This window comes from Streptomyces sp. NPDC021020, assembly GCF_044333285.1.
Lineage (GTDB): Bacteria > Actinomycetota > Actinomycetes > Streptomycetales > Streptomycetaceae > Actinacidiphila.
Window position 1 is genome coordinate 209,109 of the sequence record NZ_JBIRQQ010000012.1, and the last position, 17,605, is coordinate 226,713.

General features: G+C 69.2%; 13 protein-coding genes, 1 tRNA gene, 2 pseudogenes and 1 CRISPR repeat array. Of the genes and pseudogenes, 12 read left to right on the forward strand and 4 right to left on the reverse strand.

Features of this window, described 5'->3' with window-relative positions:
• Window position 1: 1 nt before the first annotated feature.
• The 9 genes and pseudogenes from cas5e to ACH4SL_RS31405 all read left to right on the forward strand — a co-directional run bounded on the left by cas5e (window position 2) and on the right by ACH4SL_RS31405 (window position 6,668).
• Entirely contained in the window at window positions 2-724 is a 723-nt protein-coding gene (cas5e, locus tag ACH4SL_RS31365) for a type I-E CRISPR-associated protein Cas5/CasD (RefSeq protein ID WP_398452031.1), read from the forward strand.
• Window positions 725-726: 2 nt separating this feature from the next.
• A complete protein-coding gene (gene cas6e / locus ACH4SL_RS31370; protein WP_398451832.1) occupies window positions 727-1,431 on the forward strand; it encodes a type I-E CRISPR-associated protein Cas6/Cse3/CasE in 705 nt (234 codons plus the stop codon).
• A 3-nt stretch (window positions 1,432-1,434) separates the two neighbouring features.
• Complete coding sequence (gene cas1e, locus ACH4SL_RS31375) at window positions 1,435-2,412, forward strand: type I-E CRISPR-associated endonuclease Cas1e (protein ID WP_398451835.1); 978 nt, start codon at window positions 1,435-1,437, stop codon at window positions 2,410-2,412.
• A pseudogene (gene cas2e / locus ACH4SL_RS31380) lies at window positions 2,409-2,799 on the forward strand (type I-E CRISPR-associated endoribonuclease Cas2e). The gene cas1e and the pseudogene cas2e overlap by 4 nt, the downstream one beginning before the upstream one ends.
• Window positions 2,800-3,836: 1,037 nt before the next feature.
• The gene (locus ACH4SL_RS31385) at window positions 3,837-4,355 is read left to right on the forward strand and encodes a hypothetical protein (protein WP_398451838.1); all 519 of its coding nucleotides are present in this window, start codon (window positions 3,837-3,839) and stop codon (window positions 4,353-4,355) included.
• Window positions 4,356-4,520: 165 nt separating this feature from the next.
• Window positions 4,521-5,009, forward strand: coding sequence for a hypothetical protein (locus ACH4SL_RS31390; protein ID WP_398451841.1), 489 nt, complete (start codon window positions 4,521-4,523; stop codon window positions 5,007-5,009).
• Between the two features lie 206 nt (window positions 5,010-5,215).
• A pseudogene (locus ACH4SL_RS31395) lies at window positions 5,216-5,518 on the forward strand (transcriptional regulator); the annotation flags it as partial.
• Window positions 5,515-6,048, forward strand: a complete 534-nt coding sequence (locus ACH4SL_RS31400; protein WP_398451844.1) for a flavoprotein — start codon at window positions 5,515-5,517, stop codon at window positions 6,046-6,048. The pseudogene ACH4SL_RS31395 and the gene ACH4SL_RS31400, both read left to right, overlap by 4 nt.
• A gap of 29 nt (window positions 6,049-6,077) precedes the next feature.
• Entirely contained in the window at window positions 6,078-6,668 is a 591-nt protein-coding gene (locus tag ACH4SL_RS31405; protein ID WP_398451846.1) for an ATP-binding protein, read from the forward strand.
• Window positions 6,669-7,000: 332 nt separating this feature from the next.
• A CRISPR array of direct repeats spans window positions 7,001-7,822; the repeat unit is 29 nt; unit sequence CTGCTCCCCGCGCCCGCGGGGATGGACCC.
• A 541-nt stretch (window positions 7,823-8,363) separates the two neighbouring features.
• Here ACH4SL_RS31405 and ACH4SL_RS31410 read toward each other — a convergent pair.
• On the reverse strand, window positions 8,364-10,037 hold the full coding sequence (locus ACH4SL_RS31410; RefSeq protein ID WP_398451849.1) for a DUF4157 domain-containing protein: 1,674 nt from the start codon (window positions 10,035-10,037) through the stop codon (window positions 8,364-8,366).
• 408 nt (window positions 10,038-10,445) lie between these two features.
• Window positions 10,446-10,519 (reverse strand) — tRNA-Gly (locus tag ACH4SL_RS31415).
• A gap of 367 nt (window positions 10,520-10,886) precedes the next feature.
• Here ACH4SL_RS31415 and dcd point away from each other — a divergent pair.
• Window positions 10,887-11,462 carry a dCTP deaminase gene (gene dcd, locus ACH4SL_RS31420; protein WP_398451851.1) on the forward strand — a complete coding sequence of 192 codons (576 nt, stop codon included), beginning with the start codon at window positions 10,887-10,889 and terminating at the stop codon, window positions 11,460-11,462.
• A gap of 4 nt (window positions 11,463-11,466) precedes the next feature.
• On the opposite strand, the gene ACH4SL_RS31425 is transcribed toward dcd, so the two are convergent.
• Entirely contained in the window at window positions 11,467-12,390 is a 924-nt protein-coding gene (locus tag ACH4SL_RS31425; protein ID WP_398451854.1) for a Yip1 family protein, read from the reverse strand.
• Between the two features lie 97 nt (window positions 12,391-12,487).
• Window positions 12,488-14,758, reverse strand: a complete 2,271-nt coding sequence (locus ACH4SL_RS31430) for a (Fe-S)-binding protein (protein WP_398451857.1) — start codon at window positions 14,756-14,758, stop codon at window positions 12,488-12,490.
• A 280-nt stretch (window positions 14,759-15,038) separates the two neighbouring features.
• On the opposite strand from ACH4SL_RS31430, the gene dnaK reads away from it, so the two are divergent.
• Window positions 15,039-16,907, forward strand: a complete 1,869-nt coding sequence (dnaK, locus tag ACH4SL_RS31435; RefSeq protein ID WP_398451860.1) for a molecular chaperone DnaK — start codon at window positions 15,039-15,041, stop codon at window positions 16,905-16,907.
• Window positions 16,904-17,596, forward strand: a complete 693-nt coding sequence (gene grpE, locus ACH4SL_RS31440) for a nucleotide exchange factor GrpE (protein WP_398451863.1) — start codon at window positions 16,904-16,906, stop codon at window positions 17,594-17,596. The genes dnaK and grpE overlap by 4 nt, the downstream gene beginning before the upstream one ends.
• Window positions 17,597-17,605 lie beyond the last annotated feature (9 nt).

Consider the following 17,605-nt stretch of genomic DNA (forward strand, 5'->3'; position numbering starts at 1 on the left):
CATGACGCTGCGCCTCGCGGGCCCACTCCAGTCATGGGGCTCGTCGTCCCGCTTCGCGCGGCGTACGACGGAACGCGCACCCACCAAGAGCGGGGTGGTCGGGCTGCTCGCCGCGGCCCAGGGCCGCGACCGCAGCGCGGACGTCGCCGACCTGGCCGCGCTCCGTTTCGCCGTCCGGCTCGACCAGCCAGGAACCCGGGTCCGCGACTACCAGACCGCCCACCACGCCGACACGGACAAGTCCATGCCGGTCTCGGAGCGCTTCTACCTCTCCGACGCGGTGTTCGTCGCCGCGGTGGAAGGCGACGCGGACCTGATCGACGCGCTCCACACGGCGATCCGGTCCCCGGTGTACCTCCCTTTCCTCGGACGCCGGTCCTGCCCGCCCTCCCGCCCGCTCGATCTCCGCGTGCACCGGACCGGAGGTCTGTGGCGGGCGCTGGAGACCGAGCCCTGGCAGGCGTCCACCTGGGTTCAGCGCCGCCGCGCACGCGAGCACCGCGTCGAACTCGAAGTGATCGCGGACCTGCCCGCGGGGGAGGGTCCCGGGGACAGCGTGCGGGACAGACCCATCAGCTTCGATCCACGCCACCGCCGGTACGGCCTGCGCACCGTCCACTCGCGGGCCGTCACCGTCCCCAATCCCCTGAGCAAGTCGCCGGGCACATCCCGCCGGGCCTTCGTGCCACCGACACACGATCCGATGGGACCACTGGAAGACTGACCATGTTCCTGACCCGTTTCCGTATCAACACCGCCCGTATGGGCGCCCGTCGTCTGCTCACTTCGCCCCAGAGCCTGCACGCCGCGGTGATGGCGTCCTTCGCCGAGCGACCGGACCACCACAGCGGTGGTCCGCGCGTCCTGTGGCGCCTGGACCAGCAGTCCCGCAGCGAGGTGCACCTCTACGTCGTCAGTCCCGACCGGCCCGACCTCACCCACCTCGTGGAGCAGGCCGGGTGGCCGACGACCGGAGGCTGGCAGACGAAGCCGTATGCTCCCTTCCTCAGCCGCCTCGCGGTCGACGACACCTGGAACTTCCGGCTCACCGCCAACCCCGTGCACAGCATCAGGCGGCATGCGGCCGAGCCGACCAAACGCACCGCGCACGTCACCCCGCGGCACCAACTGGACTGGCTGCTCAAGCGGCAGACCGACGCGGGCTTCGCTGTCGTGGCCCGTCCTGAGCCCCGGCCGGACGGACTCGACGAGCCCTGGCACGAGATCGTCGTCCACAACCGCGGCGACCTCGCCTTCGGCAAGAAGAGCGAATCCGACGATCGAACGCACAAGGTGAAGCTGACGCGGGTGACCTACGACGGCCGCCTGCGCGTGCTCGACCCCGACGCGCTGCGGCGCACCCTCACCTGCGGTCTCGGCAAGGCCAAGGCGTACGGCTGCGGGCTCATGACCCTCGCTCCGGCGGAGTGACCGATGAGCACCGTCAGCAAACGCCCGGCGACCGGCCCTCGCCAGCTCACCCGGGTCGGTGACCGGCTGTCCTTCGTCTACCTCGAACGCTGCCATGTGCACCGCGACGCCAACGCCATCACCGCGGAGGACGCGGACGGGATCCGCCACATCCCCTCGGCGACGATCGGCGCCCTGCTCCTGGGGCCCGGCACCCGGGTCACCCACCAGGCCATGGCCGTTCTCGGCGAGAGCGGCGCCGTCGTGGTGTGGGTCGGCGAGCAGGGCGTACGTTTCTACGCCGGTGGGCGGGCGCTGAGCCGTTCCTCCGCCCTCGTCGAGGCCCAAGCCGTGGCCTGGGCGAACCAGCGCACCCGGCTGGACGTCGCCAGGGCCATGTACCGGCTGCGCTTCCCGGACGAGGACCCCGCCGGTTGCACGCGACGCCAACTGCTCGGCCGCGAAGGCGATCGCGTCAAGCGGTGCTACGCGCAGGAGTCGGCCCGCACCGGCGTCCCATGGCGCGGGCGGCGCTTCACCCCCGGTGACTTCAGCAGCGGCGACGCCCCCAACCAGGCCGTCACCGCCGCCGCCCAGTGCATGTACGGCATCGCCCAGACCGTGGTGGCCGCGCTGGGATGCAGTCCCGGGCTCGGCTTCGTGCACTCGGGCCACGAACTGTCCTTCGTGCTCGACGTCGCCGACTTCTACAAGACGGACATCGGTATCCCCGTCGCCTTCGAGGTCGCCGCGGAGGGCCCCGAGGACATCGGCTCCCGTACCCGGCGGGCGTTGCGCGACCGCATCAACGACATCAACCTGCTCGGTCGTTGCGTCCGCGACATCCAAGCCCTCTTCGCGCCGTACGGCCCCGCGCTGCCGGACACCGAAGACCGGGTGTCGCTGCTGTCCGACCGGGGCTCCGAGGTGGCCGCCGGCCGCAACTACGGTGACGACGCGATCAGCCAGGACGTCCTTGTGCGCGAAGGTGTCATCTGGTGACGGTCGTCGTCCTCACTCACTGCCCCGTCGGCCTCCGCGGATTCCTCACCCGCTGGCTCCTGGAGATCTCGCCCGGCGTCTTCCTCGACCCGCTGGCTCCTGGAGATCTCGCCCGGCGTCTTCCTCGGCAACCCCTCCGCCCGGATCCGGGACGCCCTTTGGGACGAAGTCCGCCAGTACGCGGGCAACGGTCGCGCTCTCCTCGCCTACTCCACCGACACCGAACAGGGCTACACCTTCCGCACCCACGACCACAAATGGCACCCCGTCGACCACGAGGGCCTCACCCTCATCCTCCGCCCGACGGACCGGCCGGCCCCGCAATCCCCCTCCGCAGGTTGGAGCAAGGCGTCCAAGCGCCGCCGCTTCGGGAACCGGGCGCCGTAGCGTCTCCGGCGAGGCCGGCTGGTGACGCGGTATGGGCCACTGCTTCCGCCGTCCGGCGGACTCGCGCCAGCACGGCCCGAAGCCGCGCAGCTGCCCCAGGGGCGTTGTTACCTCGACGGCTCACCAGCCCAGGTGCCCCCAATCGCGGATGTCGCGACGTGGGACATGCGCTGACGACCTTCGTCCGCCAGACCCCTTGCCGCCCGTAGGGCTTCTCGTGGCGCCGTCAACGCGGAACAGACGAGCCGCGTCGGCCCGGCCGGTCAGCCTGAGCGAGAGACCCTGACGGGTTCTCCGAGGAACCTTGCCGCCTCCACGTAAGCTCTTTTCCTGGGTAACTGGACTCGCTGGCGGGTCTTTTGTCGCGTATGCACTTTTCCCTCATCCTTGCTGAAACAAGCGCCGCCCCTTGATAAAACAGCAGCTCACGAAGCCCGCTCCCCGCGCCCGCGGGGATGGACCGGAGTTCCAGGGCGTCCTGGACGCCCTCAACCCCCGCTCCCCGCGCCCGCGGGGATGGACCCGTCGGCCTGTCCGCGCTGCACCACGACCGCGTCCGCTCCCCGCGCCCGCGGGGATGGACCCCCCGACCCATCCAAGGCGTACAGCGAAGCGATCCGCTCCCCGCGCCCGCGGGGATGGACCCGCCTGGCAGCCCACCGGGCCGTCGGCGTCGTCCCGCTCCCCGCGCTTGCGGGGATGGACCCCCGCTTCAGGTGTGGCTCGACCAGGCTCCGGACCGCTCCCCGCGCCTGCGGGGATGGACCCGCCGCCGAGCACGAGATCGCGATGGCCGCCGCCCGCTCCCCGCGCCTGCGGGGATGGACCCAACCGGCTCCAGGTGTCGACGTACAAGCAACTGTTTTCCATCTCGTACAAGTGAATGTGCACCGTTTCTGGTGGCGGAGCGAGGCGGGCTGCGAGTCGGCTGTCACACCTCGGCGAACAGTCCTGCTGAATCCACCTCACCGTGTGGGGAAGGATGAGCGGATCGGACCCGGTGGACGTCGAGCGGGCCGGATGGCACGCTCCGCTGCGTGATCGTGCTTCGAACCCTGGCCGAGTTCGGCTCCACCGCAGCCATCGGCCCACTGCGCTGCGGCGCGAAACTCAACGACGTCGTGGCGACGCTCGGGCCGCCGTGGGACATCGGTCGAGTGAGCAAGAGGCGGCGCTGGCCCCACCTGTTCTCCTATGGGGACGCCGAGCTTTGTGTGTGCTGCTGCCGCCGCGTGACGATGATCAGCGTGCAGACCTGGCGGGAGACCATCGAGCTCCCCGTCCCAGGGAGGAGGTCACTCGCCACGTCTGCAGGACCCCTCACCCACGCGCGGGTCACAGCCGAACTCAGCTCCATCGGCTGCCGCTTCAGCCCAGTGACACTTCACCAGCCGCCCGGACAGTTCGCCCTACAGGCGGAGTCGACGGGGACCACCTTCACCTTCCGGACCAACGACGACTCCGAGTCACTTCTGGACAGCGTCGGCCACTGGATCACCGCCCACGAGTGCACGCCCCCGGAATCCGACGCCCCAGACGACGGCTTCGGTGCGTGATCGCAATCCAGCGGCCGGCCGCAACCGACACGCAACCGACTGCTCGCTGGAGCACACGCGGCGAACGTGCTTAGCCGCGTGACTCTCGTCAGGAATCGAACATACTGGGCAGTGAGGGTAGAGACCCCCTTGTCGTCTGTGCCGGACAGACCGGATGATCCGCTCATGTACGTAGGCATGGGAACCGCCGACGAGATCCCGATGAGTGCACTCTTCCCCCAACTGTCCGCCGCGGGGGTTGAATCAGTACGGCGCGTGGCTCGCAACGTTGGCGGGACTCAGCGGGTGGCTGCGGCCAAGGGGTGGGACTGGTGGCCGGCGCACGGGGTCTTCGCTGGTTCGCAGTCCGAGACATGGGTGATCCTCATCCTGTGCGTTGTTCAGTCGTCCGGCGCAGGTGACTGGTTGGAGTACCAGCTTCAGGTGGGATGGACAGATCTGGGTCAGTATGAGGTAACCGCATCGGTCAACGTGGGCTGCTGGTGCGAGACCGACCATGGCACCCACGACGTTGACGCCCTCAGGTTCGTCGCCGGTGACGAAATCTCGCTGCCCCAGGCATTCGAAGCATGTGCCGAACGCAAGACAGGGTGGGTGACCGAATCCCGTGACGCAGACTTCTGGCGCGCCCGAGAGGATCTGCCGACGCGCTGATGTAGGCCCTTACTCGGACCGTCTCGGTTGCTCTGCTCGGCGGGGGCCCAGTGGACTCCCGATCGCTGGCTGAGCACATTCGCTTGTACTTCGTGGGGCACCTTCGTGTGTACGCCGACATATGCGGATGCTCGACTGCTCCCCGCGCCCGCGGGGATGAACCCGGCACCAGGCACGGCAGAAATGCCCGGGGACTGCTCCTCGCGAACGCGTCCGTCGTCCTCGGCGACGCAGGGCTGGCGCTTCAGGCCGCGCGACCGCTCATGCGCCGCCACATCCCGATACCGGAACGCCGGGCCGCCCTGTGGACGGACGCCGCCCGCGCGTACAGCCAGCAGGGCCGCCTTGCCGACGGTTACCAGGCGCTGCGGATCGCCGAGAGCTGCGCCGCCCAGGACGTACGACGTCCGGCTGTGTTGAAGTTGGTGGCCGACATGGCGGCGCGTGACCGTCGTCGTACGCTGCCGGAACTGCATCACTTCGCCCGTCGGTTGGGAGTGCCCGCGTGAGTGAGTCGTCGGAGAGGCCGTTCCTGTACGTCGTGGTGTGCGCGGCGGGTGTGGCCCCGGATGTGGGGACGCTCATCTCTGCGGCTCAGGAACGGGGTTGGGGTGTGGGTGTGGTGGCCACGCCGCTGGCGCTGGGCTTCATCGACGAGGCGGCGGTGGAGGCACTGACGGGGTATCCGGTGCGTTCGGCGTGGCGGCGCCCTGGTGACGTGCGGCCGCTGCCGCCCGCAGACGCGATCGCGGTGGCGCCGGCGACGTTCAACACGATCAACAAGTGGGCAGCGGGGATCTCGGACACGTTGGCGCTGGGCATCCTGTGCGAGGCGTACGGTCTCGGCATCCCGACTGCCGTGCTGCCGTACGTGAACAGCGCGATGGCCGCCCATCTGGCGTACGGCGAGAGCCTGTCGAGGTTGCGGGCGATGGGCGTGCGCATCAGCAGCTACGAGCCGCATCCGCCGAAGTCGGGAGGCGGCGCGGACCGCTTCCGCTGGGAGGAGGCGCTGGAACTGCTGGCGCCGGACACCTGAGGTCCGCTCGCCGACTATGCACGCTGCTTATGCGGAACGTGCATGAATGGACGCTCTGTGTGCATGACGCATCGCCCGCAGCAGGGCCCGAACGGTTTGGTCTTCCGGAGACACGTCGACGGAAACCAAGTAGGGAGCGGCCTGATGGTGCATGCGGAAACGACGACGAAATCCCGGTCGTGGTGAGGCGGTGGCCTCACAGCGCCCGGTGTGTGGGAGTTGCCCGGCGGGAACTCCGCCAGGAACTGGCGGCCTGGGGACTGAACCGGCTCGCGGAAACTGCCGAGTTGGTCCTCTCGGAACTCTTCAGCAACGCGGTCCGGCACGCCCGCTCTCCTCGCGGGCGCCAGATCGAGACGCGTTACGAGCGGACGCCCGGTGGTGTGCGCATCGAGGTCCACGACGCCAACGGCAACTGGCCGGAACTCTGGAAGGCGACCGCGGACGAGGAGCGCGGACGGGGCCTTCTGCTGGTGGACGCCCTCACCGGCTCGCGGTGGGGTGTGAGCGAGCGCGAGGGCGTGGGCAAGCGGGTATGGGCTGTCGTCACCCACAACGTTTCCACCGCCCCGTCGGTGTCCGAGCTGCTCGGCGGTGAGCGTTCTGGTGGTGGGTGCTGAGGATGACGCCCGAGGACAGTGGCCCTCTCTCTGACTTGGAAGATTGATAAGCCCCGGATCATCGATCCGGGGCTTATCAATTGACCGGAAGCTCGACCTTCTGATGGGCGCGGCGGAGGAGCAGCAAGAGGCGGTGGCAACGGGCTTCGACGCCGTCGGCTGATTTCGGGCGGTCGACATTCCCGCGGGCCGACCTGGCATGCCCCGGGGGTGGCTACTCTGTTCGTTGGAGAGGTGGCGGGCGGCGCACGGACGCTTTGCGTCTTTTGTCGCAGTTCTGGAAGTTGGTTGGAAGCGGGCTGCCCAGGTGCGAAACCCGCAGGTCAGTCAGACTGCTCCCCGCGCCCGCGGGGATGGACCCAACACCACCGGCACCGCGTTGGAGTACAGCCGCTGCTCCCCGCGCCCGCGGGGATGGACCCAGGAGTTCCGGGCCGCCCTGCGCCACGGCCTGCTGCTCCCCGCGCCCGCGGGGATGGACCCGGCACCGAAGGGCCGTCGGTCCTCGCGAAGAACTGCTCCCCGCGCCCGCGGGGATGGACCCCCTGCCCGCACGGGCGGCGGATCGGATGCGGGCTGCTCCCCGCGCCCGCGGGGATGGACCCGAAGCCGTGGTCGTGGCAGTGGTCCCAGACCGCTGCTCCCCGCGCCCGCGGGGATGGACCCGGGATCCTGGACATCGAGGAGGGCAGCTGGGACTGCTCCCCGCGCCCGCGGGGATGGACCCAGCGGGGCATCGTCGCCGTCGACCGACTCCGGCTGCTCCCCGCGCCCGCGGGGATGGACCCCCGCAGAACGGGCCAGCAGTCCAGCTCATCGGCTGCTCCCCGCGCCCGCGGGGATGGACCCAAAGACGGCACCGTGGAATTCAACGACGGGACCTGCTCCCCGCGCCCGCGGGGATGGACCCGTGACCTTGAAGAACGGCATGGCGACGAACCACTGCTCCCCGCGCCCGCGGGGATGGACCCAGCACCAGCAGCGGCGCCGTGTCGCTCGTCAACTGCTCCCCGCGCCCGCGGGGATGGACCCGTCACGGACGACGTGTACCTGCGGGACGGCCTCTGCTCCCCGCGCCCGCGGGGATGGACCCGCCTCCGGCGGCTCCGGCACAATCAGCGTCCTCTGCTCCCCGCGCCCGCGGGGATGGACCTGGGCCACCGCCATGCGACAGGGAGCTGTGGGGGGTCAGCCCGCTCGGGCCCGAGGCTTCGGTGTCGCTGCGGTGGGATCGGGATATGGGGGAATGAACGAGATCGTGCGTCTCGCCATTCGAGGGCATCTCGGTCTCTGGTGGCCAGCCACAGCCATTCGGCGCATTTGTGCGCCGCGATTCGCTGCCCAACAGCGCGGATATGGCAGGCGGCTTGCGAATTGGTTCGGTCAACAACAAAGCCCGAGGTCGCCGACCTGGGGCTTGTCGATGGAGCGGATGACGGGAATCGAACCCGCGCTCTGAGCTTGGGAATCACCGGGGCCTTCAAAGGTTCGCCGCAGGTCAGTGCCTGTATGCCGGCCTCGGCGCCCCGAGAGCGCCGTCCGGGAGTGTCCGTGGGTTCCTGGGGCGTACCGTCTGAACTGGTGCGGCAGTGGCGCGCGGCGGGCGCGGTCCCGGTCGGGAGCCGGCCCTGAACTGGCGGAGCGTTTCGTGACACTCCGCTTATGCAGCCGGGCGACAGGGGGTCCAGCCCCGTGTCAGGGGGTCCAGAGGAAGTCGATGGCGGCTGTGGCCTGGGCGAGGGTGACCTGGTCGGTGGTGCTCAGGAACAGCAGGTCGAACGTCTCGTTCGCCACGTCGAGTGCCTGAGGTGTCGTCGTGCGCTGGTTCGCCGCATCGGGCGCGTCGACCTCCAGGTACCTGATCACGTGCTTGGTGACATTGTCCTTCAGCTGTTCCGCGATGATCTTCCGGTCCGCCGGAGTGTCCGTCATGAGCTGCAACGCCGTGCCGATCGCCCTGACTACCGCGGCCACAGCGCTCTTGGCCTTGGGGGTCGATGCCGCGGAGTTGCCGAGCCGGTTCCACCAGGCGGTCAGCACCTCTGGTGTGGGCGTCGACACGATCTCCCGGCAGCCGTTCTGGAGGGCGATGCTCACCGTGTTGATCTCGGAGTTCTCTGCTCCGCCGCCCGCCCACAGGTTTTCGGCGGAACTGTTCATCAGGTACGCCGCTTTCATGAGCACCTGTGCGTGGTCACGAGGAATGCGGTTGTCGTTCCCCAACTGTGCGGGGGGCATCCTCTTGAGGAAACCGTCTGCCTCGTCACTCATCCCCTCGTGCACCCCGGCGCCGAGTTTTCCGGTCAGGTAGGTGATCAGGGCGTCACCTTCCGTGGCGTACGCGCGGTTGAGAAGGCCGCGGATGTTGTGCCAGGCGGTGATCTGCCGCCGGTGTTGCGTCGGCTTCAGCGGCAGGGCCTTCTGCAGGTCCCTGGCGAAGCTCGGTCTGCCTTCCAGTTCTGCGTCGTTGACGCGCAGGGTGCCGAAACCGCCGAGTCCAGGTGCTGCGGTGCCACCCTCCAGGAGGTAGTCGATGATGGCCTGGACGGGGTTCTTCCGGTCGGACACACCAGTGGTTGCCATGGTGTATGCCGTGGACAGTTCGAGGTAAGCGGTGCGTTCTTCGTCGGACGCGGCCTGGAAACCCGGCAGGACCCGCCTGATCTCGTCGAAGCTGTCGTCGTAGTCATCGATCCAGCGGCCGTACGCATCACCGTGGTTCTTCAGCTCCATGAGCAGTTCGTCCAGCATCTTGCCCTGCGGGGCGGCGGGGGCCGGTCGGTGACCGAGTTGCCTGAGACCCTCGCGCGGAGCCCGCTGGACCACGGTGTCCGCCCGGTGCTCACCGGGACGTTCCGGGTGGTTTGTGTGCCCGGAAGGCGGTGGTGTCGCCAGCGCCCGCGCCGCGTTGGCCTCCGCCGCGCGCTCGAAGCGGTCCGAGGGGTCGGACACCCGCAGCCCGGTTCCGTTGTCGGTGCCCGCGACGGGGCCCTGGCTCTGCTGGATCACGTGGGTGAGTTCGTGGGCGAGGGTGTGTGGGTCGGTGCCGCCGGTGCCGAGGACGACATGGCTGCCGGAGGTGTAGGCGCGGGCTCCGAGGTCTGCTGCGGAGGCCCGGGCTGCGGTGTCGTCGTGGATGCGGACGTCGGAGAAGTCGGCGCTGAGACGAGCTTCCATGTCGGTGCGGGTGGCGTCGTCGAGCGGGCGTCCACGGCTGCGTAGCACGTCGTGGACGGCGGAGCTCTGGGCGCGGGCGGCACTGTCCCCACCGCCCTCGTGCTGAGCAGGGCGTCCGGTCGCCTGCCGCTGGAGCATCCGTACGACGGCGGTGTTCCCCGTGGTGGTCTGCAGGGCAAGCAGGTGCTGCACGGGTGCCGGAGCAGTGGGCGGGGCCGGGCGAGCCGTGTGCCGGGCGGCGTTGCTGTCGGTTCTGCTGTCCGTCCTGCCGCTGGTTTCGCGGGACCGCATCGGCGCCTCCGGAGTGGGTTGGGCCTTGCTTCTGGTTAGCCCGGCCCGGCGAGCCCACGCCAGAGGAAAAGGGGCAGCGGTGACGGTAACGAAGGTGCCCCTTCGGGCAGTTCATGAGTGACGCACCTCACATGAAGTCCGCCTCGGGATTCGAGAAAACCCTCAAATGAATTTTCGGTCTGCCTTTTGGGGGTGGTGGTTGCTTCATGGTCCCAATTGACCGCCACGTGTGGTGCACAAGTGGTGCACGGTCCTTCAATTGGTCCAGGCAACAAATAAGCCCCAGGCGGCCGACCTGGAGCTCTTCTTTGGAGCGGATGACGGGAATCGAACCCGCGCTCTGAGCTTGGGAAGCTCATGTTCTACCATTAAACTACATCCGCTGGAAAGCGTCCTTGGAGGGAAGCTTCGCGGATACTCTACCGCATCGGGGTGGGGTGCGGGGGGAGGTGGGGGGAGGGGTAGGTTGGGGTGGGCGGTGTGGCTCTGGGGTGGGGGGCGGGGGATCCCCTAATGTGTGGGTTTGTCTGCCACGCAGAGTTGGGGAAGGGGCTACATGGAGCGCACTGTTCGTTGTGCGGAAGGGCATGTGTTCACCACCGGGTCGTTTCCGTTGCAGCAGTTGGGGGCTGAGCGGTTGGGGCCGGGGCGGTTGGTGAGGTGTCCGCGGTGTGCGCGGCTGCGGCATGCGGTGCCCGTGGGTGAGGGTGTGCGCGGGGACAAGTGAGGCGGACGGGTTAGGGTCGGTCTGTGCTTCTCTCAGACAGCGACATCCGGAAAGAGATCGACAACGGGCGCGTACGCGTCGACCCGTTCGAACCGTCGATGGTGCAGCCGTCGAGTATCGACGTGCGGCTGGACCGTTTCTTCCGGGTGTTCGAGAACCACCGGTATCCGCACATCGATCCGGCTGTCGAGCAGCCGGATCTGACGCGGCTGGTGGAGCCGGAGGGGGACGACGCCTTCATCCTGCATCCCGGGGAGTTCGTGCTGGCCTCGACGTACGAGGTCATCACGCTGCCGGACGATGTCGCCTCGCGGCTGGAGGGGAAGTCGAGCCTCGGGCGGCTGGGGCTGCTCACGCACTCCACCGCCGGGTTCATCGACCCGGGCTTCTCCGGGCACGTGACCCTGGAGCTGTCGAACGTCGCGACGCTGCCGATCAAGCTGTGGCCGGGGATGAAGATCGGGCAGCTGTGTCTGTTCCGGTTGACCTCCCCGGCCGAATTCCCCTACGGCTCGCAGCAGTACGGCTCGCGCTACCAGGGGCAGCGCGGGCCGACCGCCTCGCGCTCGTACGTGAACTTCCACCGCACGCAGGTGTGACCCGCTAGATCAGCGGGAGCTTGAACAGCATCAGCAGCGCGATCAGCTGGATCGCCGACGCGCCCAGCGCCTTCGGCCACGGCAGGTCGTGGGATTTGGCGACCATCGACGTCATGAGCGCCGCGCACGCGAGCCAGGTGAGCCAGCCCAGCAGCTGGACGAAGCCGTTGGCGCCGCCCAGGAAGAGGGCGAAGAACAGGCGCGGGGCGTCGGTCAGGCACGTGACGAGGAGGGCCAGGCCCACCGTCGGGGCCCAGGCGCCGTCGCCGCCGAGCTGGCGGGCCGTCGTCGTGGTGACCGCGCTGAGCACCAGGCCGCACAGGGTGACGGCCACGGCCGTCATCAGCACCAGCGGGATGCTCGCGGACAGCGTCGCGCCCAGTACGTCATGGCGGGCGCTGTCGAAGCCGAAGACGGCGAGCAGGCCGTAGCAGAAGGTCACGGTGAGGGCGGGGGCCCACATCGTGTGGTCGCGCATCTGCCAGAACGTCCGGCCGGGGCGCAGCACGATGCCGCGGAGCAGCTGCTTCCAGTGCAGGCGCGGGCCCACGGGCGGGGCCGCGCTCTGGCCGGCGCGGTAGGTGGCCACGTTGTCGTCGCCGTAGCCGTTCGCGAAGCCGCCATCCGCGAAGCCGCCGCCGTTCGGGTGAGACCCGTACCCATCGGCGCCGGAGCCGGACCCCGCCCCGTACGGCTCCGCGAGCTGCGCCGGCTCGCCCATCGTGAAGGCCCGCGTATGGCCGGGTGCGTCGTCGTACGCCGGTGCCTGCTCGAAATACTCCGGCTCGCCCGGCGCCGGGTACGGCCCCTGGGGCCCGCCGTACGGCGCCCCGTAGCCGCCCTGCGCAGCGCGCCCGGGGGGAGGCGGCGGGTAACCCGCCGCGTGCGGGTCCTGCCCTCGTCGGTCGCGGTTCTCGTATCCAGCCACGTTTCGAACGTACCCGCTGCCGCGAAAGGCCGGGCCCGGCGGGAAGCCGGGCCCGGCCTTTGCTGCCAACCTGTGACACGCCCCGCCGGGCGGCGGCTCAGCCCGCCGCGGAGTCCGCTCCCGCGGCCGCCGCCGAGGCGGCCGGTACGGTCCTGACGGAGTCGAGCAGCAGCTGCGCGACGTCCACCACCTGCACGGACTCCTTCGCCTGGCCGTCGTTCTTCTTGCCGTTGACGGAGTCGGTCAGCATCACCAGGCAGAACGGGCAGGCCGTCGAGATGATGTCCGGGTCGAGGGACAGCGCCTCGTCGACGCGCTCGTTGTTGATGCGCTTGCCGATCCGCTCCTCCATCCACATCCGGGCGCCGCCCGCGCCGCAGCAGAAGCCGCGGTCCTTGTGGCGGTGCATCTCCTCGCTGCGCAGGCCCGGGACCTTCGCGACGATCTCGCGCGGCGGCGTGTAGACCTTGTTGTGCCGGCCCAGGTAGCAGGGGTCGTGGTAGGTGATGAGGCCCTCGACCGGGGTGACGGGGACCAGCCGGCCCTCGTCGACCAGCGTCTGGAGCAGCTGCGTGTGGTGGATGACCTCGTACTCGCCGCCGAGCTGCGGGTATTCGTTGGCGATGGTGTTGAAGCAGTGCGGGCAGGTCGCGACGATCTTCTTCGACGAGCGCGGCTTGCGGCTCGCGGCGACGGTCTTCCCGTCGTCGTCCAGCTCCTCGCCGAAGGCCATGTTGAGCATCGCGACGTTCTCGGCGCCGAGCTGCTGGAAGAGGAACTCGTTGCCGAGGCGGCGCGGGGAGTCGCCGGTGCAGTTCTCCTCGCCGCCCATGATCGCGAAGTTGACGCCCGCCATGTGCAGCAGCTCGGCGAAGGCCTTGGTGGTCTTCTTGGCGCGGTCCTCCAGGGAGCCCGCGCAGCCGACCCAGTACAGGTAGTCGACGGACGTCAGGTCCTCGACGTCCTCGCCCACGACCGGCACGGGGAAGTCGACCTCCTTGACCCACGCGAGGCGCTGCTTCTTCGGCAGGCCCCAGGGGTTGCCCTTCTTCTCCAGGTTCTTGAGCATCGTGCCCGCCTCGGACGGGAAGGACGACTCGATCATCACCTGGTAGCGGCGCATGTCGATGATGTGGTCGATGTGCTCGATGTCGACCGGGCACTGCTCGACGCACGCGCCGCACGTGGTGCAGGACCACAGCACGTCGGGGTCGATGACGCCGTTCTCCTCGGCGGTGCCGATGAGCGGCCGCTCGGCCTCGGCGAGCGCGGCGGCGGGGACGCCGGCCAGCTGCTCGGGTGTGGCGCGCTCCTCGCCCTCCGCGTTCTTGCCGCCGCCGGCCAGCAGGTAGGGGGCCTTGGCGTTGGCGTGGTCGCGCAGCGACATGATCAGCAGCTTGGGCGACAGCGGCTTGCCGGTGTTCCAGGCCGGGCACTGCGACTGGCAGCGGCCGCACTCGGTGCAGGTGGAGAAGTCGAGGATGCCCTTCCAGGAGAATTCCTCGACCTTGGAGACGCCGAAGACGTCGTCCTCGCCCGGGTCCTCGAAGTCGATCGGCTTGCCCTCGCTGGTCATGGGCTGGAGCGCGCCCAGTGAGACCTCGCCGCGCGCGTTGCGCTTGAACCAGATGTTGAAGAAGGCCAGGAAGCGGTGCCAGGCCACCGACATGTCGGTGTTGAGGCCGACCACGATCGCCCACGTCATGGTGACGGCGAGCTTGACCATGGCCACGGCGTACACGAGGTTCTGCAGCGTGTCCGTGCCCAGGCCCCGGAAGCCCGCGACGAGGGGGTACGACGCGAAGTACCCGGCCTCGTAGCCGTCCACGCCGTGCAGCGCGCCCTCCAGGCCGCGCAGCGTGAGGATCGCCAGGCCGATGACGAGGATGACGTACTCGACGAAGTACGCCTGCCAGGCCGTGGATCCGGCGAAGCGGGATTTGCGGCCCGCCCGGGAGGGCAGGCTCAGCAGTCGGATGGCGATGAGGGTGATGATGCCGAGCGTGGTGAACAGGGCGATGAACTCGGTGTACAGCTCGTACGGCAGCCAGTCGCCGATCACCGGCAGCATCCAGTCGGCCTTGAAGAGCTGGCCGTAGGCGTTGACGATCGTCAGGCCCAGGGTCAGGAAGCCGACCGCGACGAACCAGTGGGCGACGCCGACGACGCCCCACTTGTTCATCCGGGTGTGGCCGACGAACTCCCGCAGCATCGTCGTCGTACGGGCCGCGGGGTCGTTCGTGCGGCTGCCGGCCGGTACGGGCTTGCCCAGCCGGACGAACCGGTAGATCTGCGCGACGGCGAGGCTGAAGAGCGCGACGCCGACCGCGGTGAGGACCAGCGACACGATGATCGCGGCGAGTTGCATGAGGGCTCCTCGGGCCTGCGCACGGTACGAAATTCTACTAAGCGGTAACTTACTGCGGTCCTGGCTGAGGGTACCCGGGATCGGGGGGCCCATAAAGCCGCACCACTGGTGATCTGTGTCGCGCGTCGCACGGGCGCAGGGGGGCCCGTCCGGAGCGCCCGGCTGCGCGGGGCGCGCGCCGCAAAGTTGAGTCGCCACGACTCACGTCTGTTGACACGATCGCGGCGCTCGTGCACTCTTGAGTCAGTTCCACTCAAGTAGTCAGCAGGAGGAATCCACCATGGCACGTGCGGTCGGCATCGACCTGGGCACGACAAACTCCGTCGTCAGCGTTCTCGAAGGCGGCGAGCCCACCGTCATCACCAACGCAGAGGGTGCCAGGACCACGCCGTCCGTCGTCGCCTTCGCCAAGAACGGCGAGGTGCTGGTCGGTGAGGTGGCCAAGCGCCAGGCGGTCACCAACGTCGACAGGACCGTCCGGTCGGTCAAGCGCCACATGGGCACCGACTGGAAGATCAACCTGGACGGCAAGGACTTCAACCCGCAGCAGATGAGCGCCTTCATCCTGCAGAAGCTCAAGCGGGACGCGGAGTCCTACCTCGGCGAGAAGGTCACCGACGCGGTCATCACCGTGCCGGCGTACTTCAACGACTCCGAGCGGCAGGCCACCAAGGAGGCCGGCGAGATCGCGGGCCTGAACGTGCTGCGGATCGTCAACGAGCCGACCGCGGCCGCGCTCGCGTACGGCCTGGACAAGGACGACCAGACGATCCTGGTCTTCGACCTCGGCGGCGGCACCTTCGACGTCTCGCTGCTGGAGATCGGCGACGGCGTCGTGGAGGTCAAGGCCACCAACGGCGACAACCACCTCGGTGGTGACGACTGGGACCAGCGCGTCGTCGACTACCTGGTCAAGCAATTCCAGTCCGGCCACGGCGTGGACCTGGGCAAGGACAAGATGGCCCTCCAGCGCCTGCGCGAGGCCGCGGAGAAGGCGAAGATCGAGCTGTCCAGCTCGACCGAGACGTCCATCAACCTGCCCTACATCACGGCGTCCGCCGAGGGCCCGCTGCACCTGGACGAGAAGCTCACCCGGGCGCAGTTCCAGCAGCTGACCAGCGATCTGCTGGAGCGCTGCAAGACGCCCTTCCACAACGTGATCAAGGACGCCGGCATCCAGCTGTCCGAGATCGACCACGTCGTCCTCGTCGGCGGCTCCACCCGTATGCCCGCCGTCGCCGAGCTGGTGCGCGAGCTGACCGGCGGCAAGGAGGCCAACAAGGGCGTCAACCCGGACGAGGTCGTCGCCATCGGCGCGTCCCTCCAGGCCGGTGTGCTCAAGGGCGAGGTCAAGGACGTCCTGCTGCTCGACGTCACCCCGCTGTCCCTCGGTATCGAGACCAAGGGCGGCATCATGACCAAGCTCATCGAGCGCAACACCACGATCCCGACCAAGCGCTCGGAGATCTTCACGACGGCCGAGGACAACCAGCCGTCCGTGCAGATCCAGGTCTACCAGGGCGAGCGCGAGATCGCCGCGTACAACAAGAAGCTCGGGATGTTCGAGCTGACCGGTCTGCCGCCGGCCCCGCGCGGCATGCCCCAGATCGAGGTCACCTTCGACATCGACGCCAACGGGATCATGCACGTCGGCGCGAAGGACCTGGGCACGGGCAAGGAGCAGCGGATGACCGTCACCGGCGGCTCCTCGCTGCCGAAGGACGAGGTCGACCGCATGCGGTCCGAGGCCGAGCAGTACGCGGAGGAGGACCACCGCCGCCGCGAGGCCGCCGAGACCCGCAACCAGGGCGAGCAGCTGGCCTACCAGACCGAGAAGTTCATCGCGGACAACAAGGACAAGCTCCCCGAGGACGTGAAGTCCGAGGTCGAGGCCGCCATCGCGGACCTCAAGGAGAAGCTGAAGAACGAGTCGACCGACGCCGACAACACCGCGTCGATCCGCGAGGCCACCGAGAAGGTCGCCGCCGTCAGCCAGAAGCTGGGCCAGGCGCTGTACGCCAACGCCCCCGGTGAAGGCTCCGCCCACGCGAGTGCCGGCTCGCCCGCGGGCGAGCAGGCCGGCGCCGCGGACGACGACGTCGTGGACGCCGAGATCGTCGACGACGACAAGAGGGACGGTGCCGCGTGACGGAGGAGCCGAAGGGCTTCGAGCAGGAGCCCGACGTCCCTTCCGAGGCCGGTGACGCCAAGCCCGCCAAGGGCTCGGCGGCCGGCAAGGACTCCGGGACCGCCGACGAGGCGGCCCCGGGGGCCGGCGGCGGGGACGCGCAGGAGCTGACCGCGCTGCGGGCGCAGCTGGACCAGGTACGCACCGCGCTCGGCGAGCGCACCGCGGACCTCCAGCGCCTGCAGGCCGAATACCAGAACTACCGCCGCAGGGTGGAGCGCGACCGGGTCGCCGTCAAGGAGATCGCGGTGGCCAACCTGCTCACCGAGCTGCTCCCGGTGCTCGACGACATCGGCCGGGCGCGCGAGCACGGCGAGCTGGTCGGCGGCTTCAAGTCGGTGGCGGAGTCGCTGGAGACGGTCGCGGCGAAGCTGGGGCTGCAGCAGTTCGGCAAGGAGGGTGAAGCCTTCGACCCGCTGGTGCACGAGGCCCTGATGCACAGCTATTCGCCGGATGTCACGCAGACGACATGCGTGCAGATCCTCCAGCCCGGGTACCGCCTCGGTGAGCGCAATCTGCGGCCCGCCCGGGTCGCGGTCGCCGAACCGCAGCCGGGCTCCGGAAAGGCCGCCGACGAGACGGCGGACGACCGGGACGCGGCGGCGGACACGGCGGACGGCGAGGAGAACGGTGGCCCGGAGCAGGGCTGACGGTGTAAA